This window comes from Amycolatopsis sp. SID8362 (assembly GCF_010550475.1).
Taxonomy (GTDB): domain Bacteria; phylum Actinomycetota; class Actinomycetes; order Mycobacteriales; family Pseudonocardiaceae; genus Amycolatopsis; species Amycolatopsis eburnea.
On sequence record NZ_JAAGNB010001480.1, the window covers coordinates 1 to 12,381 of the forward strand.

A 12,381-nucleotide genomic window follows, 5' to 3' on the forward strand; every position below is an offset into this window, starting at 1 on the left:
CTGTCCGACGTCCGCCTGCGCGGCCTGCTGCACCTGCTGGCGGGCGACGAGCGGGTGACGGCGTTCGCGCACCGGGAGCTGGGCCCGCTGCTGCAGCGCGACGCGGCCACGGGCAGCCGGCTCGTCCAGGCCCTGCGGCACTACTGCGAGCAGGGCGGCAACAAGTCGGCGGCGGCCGCGGCCGCGCACACCTCCCGGACGGCGTACTACCAGCAGCTCGCCCGGATCGAGCAGGTCCTCGGCGTCCGGCTGGAGGACCCGGAGTCGATGCTCTCGCTCTACGTCGCCCTGCTGGCGTCGGACCTCACCCGGCCGAGCGACGAAGACTCACCCGGACGTGGAGCACAGTGATCGGCCCGGGGCTGCCGATGACACCGATATGGCCCTACTCCCCTTCGCTGCCTGCCTGATGAGCCTGAGCTGCCTCGCCCCCGCGCAGCCCCCGGCGTCGACGCTGCAGCTGACCAGCCACGACACCGCCAACCGGATCGGCTCGGTGGTGCTCACCTGCGAGCCGACCGGCGGCACGCACCCGAAGCGCGGCAAGGCGTGCGCGGTGCTGGCCGGCGTGGACGGCGACTTCTCGAAGATCAACGCCCGGCACCAGGCCTGCACGCTGATCTACGCCCCGGTGGACGTCACGGTGGTCGGCACCTGGCGCGGCAAGCCGGTGTCGTTCCGCGCGACGTACCCGAACCGCTGCGCCGCCGACCGCGACTCGGACGACGTCTTCGCCTTCTGAGCCCCGGACGCGCGGAAGCCGCCGGACCGCCCCCACGACGGCCCGGTGGCTTCCGCGCATGTGGTTAACCACGCCTGACCGGCCGGTCCGGTTCAGCCGCAGTGCCCGAGAGGTACGTCACGCGCCGAGGCGCGGGCGAGGTTCCAGGCGGGCCAGCCGTCCGCGCTGTCGCCGGCCAGCACCTGCCGCAGCACGCAGGTGCGCAGCGGCTCCGGCAGCCGCGCCTCGACGACCGGCACGACGTCGGCGGAGAACCCGGCCAGGTACCGGTGGTCCAGCGGCTTCCCGGCGGCGGCGCGATCGAGGTTCGCGTCGGTGATGAGCCGTTCGGGGTCCAGGACGGCGAGCCCGAACAGCGCGACGGCGGCCGTCCCGATCGCGGCGCGCGGCAGCCACGACGAGCGCAGCCGGACCAGCGACACCAGGACGAGGACGAACACGGCGCCGAACCACAGTTCGCAGACCTCGACCAGCAGCCGCAGCACGGTGAAGCCGTACGCCTCCTGGTAGGTCCCCATCCGGCTGAGCGCCGAGCCGACGAGCACGAGGGTCAACGCGCTCAGCGCGCCGAGCAGGACCCGCTGGCGGAGCCGATCGGCTTTCGTGGTGTTCGGCGCCCAGCGCAGCGCCGCGGCGACGATGGCGAGCGTGAGGACGGTGACGGCGCAGAGCTGCCAGAAGCCGCTGCGCGCGTACTCCGCCGACGTCAGGCCGCTGGTGCGCAGGACGTATTCGGTGCCGCCGAAGAGCACGACCAGCCGGACGGCGACGAAGACGCTGAACAGCACGATCAGGACGACGAGCGGGACCGTCCATTCCAGACCGTATTTGGTCCTTTCCGGACTTTCTTTTTTGGCTTTTTCGGCCGGTGCGGCCAGGAAGTAGCACGCCCCGGCCACGAGGAGCGCGACGACGACGAAGACCAGGCACCACCGCACGACCACGGCGGGGCTGAGATCGGGGATCACGGCGGTGACGACGGCGGCGAAGGCGGCATCGGCACTGGCGAGCAGCGGCACGAAGACGGCCACGAGCACGGCGGCCCCCAGCACGGCGAGCGCGATCCGCCGGGCCACCCCGTCCCGGCGTCCGGCGAACCGCCCGAGCCCGCGCCCGGCCCACGGGATCGCGCGGAGGGCTTCGAGGGGCAGCGCGACCATGTCGTAGAGGACACTGTGGACGGTCCGGGCCCCGACGACGGCCAGCGACCCGGCCACGACGGCGGCGGGTACGCAGAGGGCGAACAGCCAGCCGGAGGCGCGGAAGGTCCCGACGCTCAGGAGGGCGAGGGCCAGGAGGCCCCAGGCGGCGTTCGTCCAGGTGAAGCGGCCGCGGTTGGCGACGGTCACGGCGACCGCGACCGCGAGGGCGACGAGCAGCCAGCCGATGCCGGGGCGGTCGATGGGGAGGAGCAGGGCTCCGGCGATCCCGGCGACGGCGGCGGCGGGGAGGACGGCTGGGGGCAGGGGGACGGTCGCGGACTTCGGGGGCGGGAGGGGCTGGAGGAGGACGGGCGGGGCGGCGATGGCTACGCCGCCGTGGGCAGGGGGCATGCCGGTGGTCCAGGCGGTGCCGCCGGGTTGGGCCCATGCACCAGCGGTTCCCGCGGTCTCACGGACTCCCGCGGCGCCAGCACTTTTAGCCGCCACGCGAGTTCCCGCAGCACCAGCACTCCCGGCGGCCGCACTGGCTCCCGCGGCGGCGCCAGTCGCCGCAGCGCCCTTTCCCGCTCGCTCACCAGCAGCGCCAACCGCCCGCGCCCTCACGCCGCCGGACGCCCCAGCGGTTCCGCCCGCTCGCTCCCCCGCAGCACCAGCTCCACCCGCCTGAGCACCACCGGCGGCGCCAGTCGCCCGCGCTCGCACGCCGCCGGCCGCTCCGGCGGATTCACCCCCTCGCTCCCCATCACCACCAGCCGCGGGCCCGCCCACCCCCTCCTCGCCGCCCGCCATCACCTGGCGCTTGCCCCGCGGCACTCCCTTCCCCTCACCAGGCCTCCCGGCCCCACCCACGCTGCTCTTCGGCATCCCATCCACTCCCAACGTTCACGTTCGCAAATACCATCGCCCAAGCTCTCCCCAGGTCGGCGCCACAGAAAATCAGCCGGTCGGCAACGTCACCCGGATCCGCGACCCCGGGGACGAATCGACCACCCCGATCGTCCCCCCGTGCAGCTCCACCGCCCACCGGGCGATCGCCAGCCCCAGCCCCGTCCCGCCGCCGGACGGCCGCTCGCCCCGGGTGAACCGCTCGAACACCCGGACCCGATCCGCCGGCGCGATCCCCGGCCCCTCGTCGCACACGTCGATGCGCACCTCGCCCGGCCGGACCTCCCCCAGCACCCGCACCGAACCGCCCGCCGGACCGTGGCGGACCGCGTTCTCCAGCAGGTTCGCCACCACCTGGAACAGCCGCCCGCGGTCCGCGGTCACCGGCACGTCCGGCGCCGACACCGAGAAACTCACCCCGCGCACCAGCGCCGCCTCGGAGACCGCCTCCGACAGCAGATCGGCCAGCGAGAACGACGTCTTGTGCAGCGGGATCGCCCCCGCGTCCAGCCGGGACAGGTCGAGGAGCTCGTCCACCAGCGTCGCCAGCCGCTCGGTCTGCTGCAGCGCCGTCTTCAACGTGGCCGGGTCCGGGTCTTCGACGCCGTCGACCAGGTTCTCCAGCACGCCGTTCAACGCCGTGATCGGCGTCCGCAGCTCGTGCGACACGTTCGCGATCAGCTCGCGCCGCTGCCGGTCCGCGTCCCCCAGATCCCCGGCCATCTGGTTGAACGCCGAAGCCAGCGAGCCCACCTCGTCCCGCGTGGTCGCGCGGATCCGCCGCGTGTAGTCGCCCTTCGCCATCGCGCGCGCCGCCGCCGTCATCTCGCGCAGCGGGCGCGTCATGCCGTGGGCCAGCACCTGGGACAGCACGAGCGCCAGCACCATCGCGGTGATCGTCGTCTTCGGCGGCAGCCAGCCGATCTGCCAGTTGAAGAACGCGAACGCGATCCCGCCGGACGCGACCATCAGGATCGCCAGCTTCAGCTTGATCGACCGGATCCGGTCGAGCGGCCGCGGCACGAGGTTCACGATCCCGCCTCCAGCGCGTAGCCGACGCCGTGCACCGTGCGGATCAGGTCCGCCCCGAGCTTCCGCCGCAGCGCCTTGATGTGGCTGTCCACCGCGCGGGTGCCCGCGGACGTGCCGTGGACGTCCCAGTCCCACACCTCCGACAGCAGCCGTTCGCGCGGCTGCACCGCCCGCGGCCGCCGGGCGAAGTGCACCAGCAGGTCGAACTCGATCGGCGTCAGCTGCGCCGCGACGCCCGCCCGGGCCACGCGCCGCTGGTCGACGTCGATTTCGAGGTCGCCGAGCACGATCCGGGTGCCCGCGACCGACGACGAGCGCTCGACCCGCCGCAGCAGCGCGTGCACCCGAGCGGTCAGCACCCGCATCGAGAACGGCTTCGTCAGGTAGTCGTCGGCGCCGACGCCCAGCCCGACCAGCATGTCCGTCTCGTCGGCACGCGCCGTCAGCATGAGGACCGGTACCGGCCGCCGCCCCTGGATGCGGCGGCAGACCTCCAGGCCGTCGAACCCCGGCAGCATCACGTCCAGCACCACGAGGTCCGGCTCCGCCGAAGCCGCCGCCTCGACCGCCGCCGGCCCGTCGTGCGCGACGTCCACGGTGAACCCCTCGGCCCGCAGCCGGGCCGCGATCGACGCGGCGATCGTGCCGTCGTCCTCGACGACGAGCACCCGCCGCCCACCCAGTTCCATGGCCACGACCCTATGCACCCCCGGTGGAGACGGTCCGCGTGAAGTGTGGAGATCCTGTGGAGACGTTTCACCCGCTTTGCCGGTTCGTAACGGCCGGATGTGTGACGCAGGTCATGCACCCCGACGCCCGTTCGCGCAATCGACAGACTGCACTCCAGGCCGTGGAAGAGTGAACACTCTGCCGTTGCCCCGGTGATGACCAGGCGCGCAGGATGCCGCAATGGCGCCGACACCCGCAGACCAGCGCGTGCACGACGACGGCCGGGTCGAACTGAACCCCGCCGACGTCGGGTCTCTCGAAGGCAGCCGGTTCTTCAACGAGGAACTGGCACCCGTCCCCGTCGAAAAACGGACCTGGACCACCTACAACTACTTCGCGTTGTGGATGGGCATGGCTCACAACATCCCGAGCTATGCCCTGGCCGCGTCGCTCATCGCCCTCGGCATGAACTGGGTGCAGGCGCTGATCACGATCACCATCGGCAACCTGATCGTGCTCGTGCCGATGCTGCTCAACAGCCACGCCGGCACGAAGTACGGCATCCCGTTCCCGGTGTTCGCCCGCGCGTTCTACGGCCTGCGCGGCGCCAACCTGGCCGCGCTGCTGCGCGCGTTCATCGCGTGCGGCTGGTTCGGCATCCAGACGTGGGTCGGCGGCGAGGCCATCTACGTCATCCTCGGGCGCCTGCTCGGCTCGTGGTGGCGCGACTCCTCGGTGATCGCCGGCCAGCACTGGACGCTGTGGCTGTCCTTCGTGGTCTTCTGGATCGGCCAGATGCTCATCATCTGGCGCGGCATGGAGGCGGTCCGCCGGTTCGAGAACTGGACGGCGCCGCTGGTGTCGGTCGGCTTCCTGATCATGCTCGGGTACGTGCTGGTCAAGGCGGGCGGGCTCGGCCCGATCCTGTCCGACGGCGGCAAGCTCGGCTGGGGCCCGGACTTCTGGAAGGTGTTCGCGCCGTCGCTGATGGCGATGATCGCGTTCTGGTCGACGCTGTCGCTCAACATGCCGGACTTCACCCGCTTCGGCGGCAGCCAGCGCAAGCAGGTCCGCGGCCAGATCCTCGGCCTGCCCACCACGATGACGTTCATCGCGATCGTGGCCATCCTGACCACGTCGGGCGGGCACGTGCTCTACGGCGAGGACATCTGGGACCCGGCGCAGCTGGCCGACAAGTTCTCCAGCCCGGTCGTGGTCGTCGTCGCGCTGGTCGCGCTGGTGCTCGCCACGATCTCGGCGAACCTGGCGGCCAACGTCGTCAGCCCGTCCTACGACTTCTCGAACGCCTTCCCGAAGAAGATCACGTTCGCGGTCGGCGGCGGCATCACCGGCGTCATCGGCATCCTCATCCAGCCGTGGCGGCTCTACTCCGACCCGAACATCTACATCTTCGCCTGGCTCGGCTTCTACGGCGGCCTGCTCGGCGCGGTGGCCGGGGTGCTCGTCGCGGGCTACTGGGTCGTCGCCCGCACCAAGCTCAAGCTGAAGGACCTCTACACACCCGATGGGGTGTATTGGTTCAGCGGCGGCTGGAACTGGCGCGCGCTGGTCGCCACGCTGGTCGGAGCCCTCTTGGCGGTCGGCGGAGCGTATGGCGGGCCGTTCCCGGATGCCGGTCTGATCCCGTTCCTCAAGCCCCTTTACGACTACAACTGGGTGGTCGGCTTCGTCGGCGCGTTCGTCGTCTTCGCCGCCCTGTCCGCATCGTCTACCAAGGAGGAAGCAAGTGAGCGTCGTCCGAGCCGGATTGATCCAGCAGCGGTGGACGGGTGACAAGGAGTCCATGATCAAGGCGGCGGTCGACCACATCGCCACCGCCGCCTCGCAGGGCGCCCAGGTCGTCTGCCTCCAGGAACTGTTCTACGGGCCGTACTTCTGCCAGGTGCAGGACACCGACTACTACTCCTACACCGAGGGCATCCCGGACGGCCCGACGACCAAGCTCATGCAGGAGGTGGCCGAGCGCCACGGCGTCGTGCTCGTCGTGCCGATGTACGAGGTCGAGCAACCCGGCGTCTACTACAACACCGCCGCGGTGATCGACGCCGACGGCACGTACCTCGGCAAGCACCGCAAGAACCACATCCCGCAGGTCAAGGGCTTCTGGGAGAAGTTCTACTTCCGGCCCGGCAACATGGGCTACCCGGTGTTCGACACCGCCGTGGGCCGCATCGGCGTCTACATCTGCTACGAGCGGCACTTCCCGGAGGGCTGGCGCGCGCTGGGCCTGGCCGGGGCGAAGATCGTGTTCAACCCGTCGGCGACCAGCCGCGGCCTGTCGCAGTACCTGTGGCGGCTCGAGCAGCCGGCGGCCGCGGTGGCGAACGAGTACTTCGTCGGCGCGATCAACCGCGTCGGCAAGGAACCGCTGGGCGACAACGACTTCTACGGCCAGACGTACTTCGCCGACCCGCGCGGGCAGCTGATCGGCGACGCCGCGTCCGACACCGAGGACGAGGTCGTCGTGCGCGACCTCGACATGGCGCAGCTCGACGAGGTCCGGGACCTGTGGGCGTTCTACCGCGACCGCCGCCCGGACACCTACGGCCCCCTCACGGAGGCCTGATGACCACGCTCATCACGGGTGGCCAGGTCGTCTCGCCGTCTGGCGCGCTGCTCGCGGACGTCCTCGTCGACGGCGAGACCATCGCCGCCGTCGGGGCGCCCGGCACGCTGTCGGGCGACGAGACGATCGACGCCACCGGCAAGTACGTGCTGCCCGGCGGCATCGACGCGCACACGCACATGGAGATGCCGTTCGGCGGCACCCACTCCGTCGACAGCTTCTCGACCGGCACCACGGCGGCGGCCTGGGGCGGCACGACGACGATCATCGACTTCGCCGTGCAGGCCAAGGGCACGTCGTTGCTGTCCACACTGGACAAGTGGCACGCGAAGGCCGACGGCAACTGCGCGATCGACTACGGCTTCCACATGATCGTCAGCGACGTCAACGACCAGTCGCTGAAGGAGATGGAAGCCTGCGTCGACGGCGGCGTCGGCAGCTTCAAGATGTTCATGGCCTACCCGGGGGTGTTCTACTCCACGGACGGCGAAATCCTGCTGGCCATGCAGAAGGCGCGCGAAATCGGCGCCACGATCATGATGCACGCGGAGAACGGCATCGCGATCGACCAGCTGGCGGCGCAGGCGTTCGAGGCCGGGAAGATCGACCCCGTCCAGCACGGCTTGACGCGTCCGCCGGAGCTGGAAGGCGAGGCGACGTCGCGGGCGATCCAGCTGGCGAAGGTGACCGGATCACCGCTGTACATCGTGCACCTGTCGGCGTCGCAAGCGCTTGCGGCAGTGGCAGAGGCGCGGAACGACGGCCAGAACGTCTTCGCGGAGACGTGTCCGCAGTACCTGTACCTGTCCATCGAGGACTTGGCGAAGCCGGACTTCGAGGGCGCGAAGTACGTCGCTTCGCCGCCGCTGCGGGAGAAGTCGCACCAGGCCGATCTGTGGCGCGGCTTGCGGACCAACGACCTGTCCGTGGTGTCCACCGACCACTGTCCCTTCTGCTTCAAGGACCAGAAGGAACTCGGCCGCGGCGACTTCCGGGCCATCCCGAACGGGATGCCGGGCGTCGAGCACCGGATGGACCTGCTGCACCAGGGCGTCGTCGCCGGTGAGCTGACGCTCGGGCGCTGGGTCGAGACGTGCTCGGCGACGCCGGCGCGGATGTTCGGACTGTACCCCAAGAAGGGCGTCATCGCGGCGGGTTCGGACGCGGACATCGTCATCTACGACCCGTCGGCGACCCAGACGCTGTCCGCGGAGACGCACCACATGAACGTGGACTACTCGGCGTACGAAGGGTTCCAGATCACCGGCCGCGTGCACACGGTGCTGTCCCGCGGGCGCGTCGTCGTCTCGCCGGACGGGTTCACCGGGTCGACGTCGCACGGGAAGTTCCTGTCCCGCTCGCTGAACCAGTACCTGAACTAGGAGCGCGCGATGGACTTCGGGATCGTGCTGCAGACCGACCCGCCCGCGCGGGACGTGGTGCGGCTGATGAAGGACGCCGAGGACGCCGGGTTCCGCTACGGTTGGACGTTCGACTCCTGCGTGCTGTGGCAGGAACCGTTCGTCATCTACTCGGCGATCCTCGCGGCGACGTCGTCGCTGGTCGTCGGGCCGATGGTGACCAGCCCCGGCACGCGCGACTGGTCGGTGATGGCGTCGACGTTCGCGACGCTCAACGACATGTACGGCAACCGGACGGTCTGCGGTATCGGCCGCGGCGACTCCGCGCACCGGGTCGTCGGGAAGCCACCGTCCACTTTGGCCACCGTCCGCGACTGCATGCGCGTGGTCAAGGACCTCGCCGAAGGCCGCGCGGTGGAAATGAACGAGAAGACCGTGCAGATCCCCTGGATCCGCAACGGCAGGCTCGAAATGTGGATGGCCGGGTACGGACCCAAGGCGCTGCAGACGGTCGGCGAGCACGCCGACGGCTTCATCCTCCAGTGCGCGGACCCGGCGATCGCGCGCTGGACGATCGGCGCGGTGCGCGACGCCGCCCGGGCGGCCGGACGCGATCCCGGCGGCATCACGATCTGCGTCGCGGCCCCGGCGTACGTCGGCGACGACCTGCCGCACCAGCGCGAACAGCTGCGCTGGTTCGGCGGGATGGTCGGCAACCACGTGGCGGACCTGGTGGCGCGCTACGGGTCTTCGGGCGCGGTGCCGCGCGAGCTGACCGACTACATCCGCGAGCGGGAGGGCTACGACTACAGCCACCACGGCAAGGCGGGCAACCCCTCGACGGAGTTCGTGCCGGACGAGATCGTCGACCGGTTCTGCCTGCTGGGCCCGGCCTCCTCGCACGTGGAACGGTTGCAGGAGCTGGCGGAGCTGGGCGTGGACCAGTTCTCGCTGTATCTGATGCACGACGACCGCGAAGCGACGCTGGCGTCCTACGGCTCGCAGATCATCCCGAAGCTCACCGCGTAGGGCCCGCCCTACCCCGGTTCCGGGGGTGCGCACCCGCGCGCCCCCGGTCCCGGTGCCGGGACGATCGGGGTCATGAATTCTCCGAAACTCCGTGCTGCGCTGGCTCTGGGGGCCGTCGCGAGCGCGGTCGCCTTGAGTGCGCCCGCGGCCGCCGCGAGCCCCGCCGGAATCGTCTGGGAATCCGCGTGCGCCGCCGGGTACCAGTGCGGACACCTCGACGTCCCGATGTCCTATCAGGACCCTTCGGCCGGCACCGCGTCGATCGCCGTCGGCCGGCTGCCCGCCACCGACCAGGCACACAAGCTGGGCACGATCTTCTACAACCCCGGGGGCCCGGGCTCGTCCGGGCGGTTCGCGCCCGCGTTGACACGCTTCCTGCACGAGCGCTACGACATCGTCGGGTTCGACCCGCGTGGCGTCGGCGCGAGTTCGAAGATCCACTGCTTCACCGACCCGGCGCAGCTCGAAGTGCTCCAGCGGGCGCTCGGCACGTTCCCGCTCACCCGCGAAGCCGAACAGCGGCAGATCGCGGACACCCGCACGGTGACCGACCTCTGCGAGCGGAACGCGGGCCCGCTGGCGAACCACCTCTCCACCGGCACGATCGCCCGCGACCTCGACCGGCTGCGGGCGGCGTTCGGCGAGCCGAAACTGCGGTACTACGGGAAGTCCTACGGCACCTACCTCGGCGAGACGTACGCCAATCTGTTCCCCGGCCGCGTGGGTTCCGTGGCGCTCGACGCGGTCGACGACCCGGTGCGCTGGGCGACCGGACCCGGCCCGATGAGCTACCGCCTGCGCGGCTACGAAGACGGACCACGCGCCTTGCAGTCCTTTTTGGGCTCCTGCGGGACGCGCTGCGCGTTCGACTACGACGCGATCCTGGACCGCTTGGCCACGGGTCCGATCACGGTCACAGACACTTCCGGCAAGCAGGTCACCGTCACCTACCAGAGCGCGATCGCCCGGATCCATGACTACCTGACCGACGCGCAAGCCGCGCCGCAACTGGCCGCGTTCCTGACCGCACTGGCCGACCCGGCATCGCGCGCACCGGCGTCGGCGGGCGGCCCACCGGACATCGACTCCCTCCTGGGCGGCGGCGCGACGCTGTGCTCGGACGCGGCGAACCCGCGAGACCCCGCCGTCTGGTGGGACTACGCCCGGCGCGCGGACCGGGTCGGCCGCGGCTTCGGGCCGTACGACGTCTACAAGACGCTCCCCTGCGCCACCTGGGACGTCTCGGACACCGGCCGCTACACCGGCCCGTGGAACCGCCCGACCGCCCCGATCCTGTTGCTCGCCAACCGCCAGGGCGACCTGGAAACGCCGTACGCCGGAGCCCGGCGGACCGAAAAGCTGCTGGGCAACGCGCGCCTGCTGAGCCTCGACACGTACGGCCACGGCTCCCGCGGCAAGAGCGCCTGCGTGGACGCGTGGCTGGACCGCTACTTCACCACCGGCGCGGTGCCCGCCCCCGGCACGCTCTGCGCGCCGGACTGAACATCGCGGAGGTAAGCCATCGCCGCTTCGGGATCGCCGAGCCAGCCTTCGTAGTCGGCGGGGTTCTCGAAGAGGTGCGCGAACCGGTGCGCCACTTCGGGAATCCGCTGCGCGGTGTCCAAAGTGGCCAATATGTGGTCCGCCGGCGGGGCCAAGAGGTCGTTGTTGAAGCGCGTCGCGTGCCGGGCGTGCCGCCAGTAGCGGGCGAACGCGTCGTGCATGAACTCCTCGTCGAACGGCCGGTCGGCGCGCTCGACGATGGCCTCCTGGTACGCCCGGGCCGCCCGCGCGGCCATGTTGGCGCCCTGGCCGCCGACCGGGTCGTTGGTCACCGCGGTGTCGCCCATCGCGAGGACCTTCGCCCCGGACGGCAGGGTGCCCACCGGGTGCCGGACGACCGGCGTGATCCGGCCGTGCAGCAGGTCGGCGGGCCCCGCCGGCCGGGCGTCGTCGAGCAACGCGGCCTGCCACGGGTAGTGCGCGCGCAACAGCTTCCGGGCGGTCTCGTAGTGCTGCCCGACGTCGGCGACCCCGTCCCAGACGTCCATCGGCCCGCCGGGCACGCCGAAGAAGCCGAGGCCGTGCACGGGCCCGCGCACCGAAAGCCCTGGCAGCAGGAAGAACTCGCCGACCTGGGACATCCCGAACGTCAGGCCGGGCACCACGTCGAGTTCCCCGGTGACGTAGAGGATCCCGATCGCCCGCTGCGGCTCGCGGTAGGGCGACCGCTCGTCGTCGCGCGGGAAGAGCGCGTCGAACTGCGCGCCGCGCCCGGCCGCCACGATGAGCAGCTCGAACTCTCGGGCGCACTCGTCCAGCTCGTCCGGGGTGACGCGGCGGATCCGCAGGTCGCCACCGAGGCGTTCGAACTCTGCCAGCCAGTCCGCGACCTTGACGCGCTGGTCGACCGACTGCGCGGGCCGGTCGAGCCCGACGCGCCAGGACATCGCGGGCTCGGTGCCTTCACCCGCGGCCGCGAAGGCGACTTCCCGGATCGGCGGCGCTTCGGCGTCCCAGAAGTTGATGCCGAGCTCGCGTTCGCGCTGCAAGGCCGGGGAAAACAGGCACTGGTTGGAGATGAGCCGCCCGGCCCGCACCTCGTCCGCCGGGCGCTCGGCGAACACCGTGACGGCGTAGCCCTGTTGGCGCAATCCGATCGCGAGGACCAATCCCGCTTGCCCCGCTCCGACGATCCCGATCCGCCGCATGGCCGCCCCTCCCCCGGAAACCCTGTGCTCCCAACGTACTCGCCGCGAGCGGTCAGCGGTACGCGTCGTGCTCGGCTTCCTCCCGGACGGCCGCCAGCGCGTCGCGCAGCTCGGTGAGCCCGACGGAGCCGAGGGCCAGCCGGAGCGCCTGGGGCGCGGTGGGCGTCGTCGCGAACGGCTCGGCGGTGGCGACCGCGACCCG

The 12,381-nt window shown here is 71.2% G+C and carries 11 protein-coding genes; 7 read left to right on the forward strand and 4 right to left on the reverse strand.

Annotation, left to right across the window (positions count from 1 at the left end; genetic code table 11):
• A partial coding sequence (locus G3I65_RS45590; protein WP_160701621.1) for a helix-turn-helix domain-containing protein occupies positions 1-351 on the forward strand: 351 nt, incomplete at its 5' end.
• A 58-nt stretch (positions 352-409) separates the two neighbouring features.
• Positions 410-742, forward strand: a complete 333-nt coding sequence (locus G3I65_RS45595; protein WP_163046868.1) for an SSI family serine proteinase inhibitor — start codon at positions 410-412, stop codon at positions 740-742.
• Positions 743-834: 92 nt separating this feature from the next.
• On the opposite strand, the gene G3I65_RS45600 is transcribed toward G3I65_RS45595, so the two are convergent.
• The 3 genes from G3I65_RS45600 to G3I65_RS45610 form a co-directional block, all read right to left on the reverse strand.
• On the reverse strand, positions 835-2,295 hold the full coding sequence (locus G3I65_RS45600; RefSeq protein ID WP_160701622.1) for a DUF4153 domain-containing protein: 1,461 nt from the start codon (positions 2,293-2,295) through the stop codon (positions 835-837).
• Positions 2,296-2,841: 546 nt separating this feature from the next.
• A complete protein-coding gene (locus tag G3I65_RS45605; RefSeq protein ID WP_160701623.1) occupies positions 2,842-3,822 on the reverse strand; it encodes a HAMP domain-containing sensor histidine kinase in 981 nt (326 codons plus the stop codon).
• Complete coding sequence (locus G3I65_RS45610; RefSeq protein ID WP_345944112.1) at positions 3,819-4,490, reverse strand: response regulator transcription factor; 672 nt, start codon at positions 4,488-4,490, stop codon at positions 3,819-3,821. The genes G3I65_RS45605 and G3I65_RS45610 overlap by 4 nt, the downstream gene beginning before the upstream one ends.
• A 241-nt stretch (positions 4,491-4,731) precedes the next feature.
• On the opposite strand from G3I65_RS45610, the gene G3I65_RS45615 reads away from it, so the two are divergent.
• The 5 genes from G3I65_RS45615 (at position 4,732) to G3I65_RS45635 (ending at position 10,971) form a co-directional block, all read left to right on the forward strand.
• Positions 4,732-6,285, forward strand: a complete 1,554-nt coding sequence (locus G3I65_RS45615; protein WP_160701625.1) for an NCS1 family nucleobase:cation symporter-1 — start codon at positions 4,732-4,734, stop codon at positions 6,283-6,285.
• Positions 6,286-6,295: 10 nt separating this feature from the next.
• Positions 6,296-7,078 (forward strand): nitrilase-related carbon-nitrogen hydrolase, encoded by a 783-nt coding sequence (locus G3I65_RS45620; protein ID WP_239071845.1) that lies wholly within the window; start codon positions 6,296-6,298, stop codon positions 7,076-7,078.
• Positions 7,078-8,460 carry a dihydropyrimidinase gene (gene hydA, locus G3I65_RS45625; RefSeq protein WP_160701627.1) on the forward strand — a complete coding sequence of 461 codons (1,383 nt, stop codon included), beginning with the start codon at positions 7,078-7,080 and terminating at the stop codon, positions 8,458-8,460. The genes G3I65_RS45620 and hydA overlap by 1 nt, the downstream gene beginning before the upstream one ends.
• 9 nt (positions 8,461-8,469) lie before the next feature.
• Entirely contained in the window at positions 8,470-9,468 is a 999-nt protein-coding gene (locus G3I65_RS45630; protein ID WP_160701628.1) for a TIGR03842 family LLM class F420-dependent oxidoreductase, read from the forward strand.
• Positions 9,469-9,540: 72 nt separating this feature from the next.
• Positions 9,541-10,971 (forward strand): alpha/beta hydrolase, encoded by a 1,431-nt coding sequence (locus G3I65_RS45635; protein WP_160701629.1) that lies wholly within the window; start codon positions 9,541-9,543, stop codon positions 10,969-10,971.
• Here the strand turns inward: G3I65_RS45635 and G3I65_RS45640 are convergent.
• A complete protein-coding gene (locus G3I65_RS45640; protein ID WP_160701630.1) occupies positions 10,917-12,179 on the reverse strand; it encodes a styrene monooxygenase/indole monooxygenase family protein in 1,263 nt (420 codons plus the stop codon). The two genes, G3I65_RS45635 and G3I65_RS45640, sit on opposite strands and share 55 nt — an antisense overlap.
• Between the last annotated feature and the right edge of the window lie 202 nt (positions 12,180-12,381).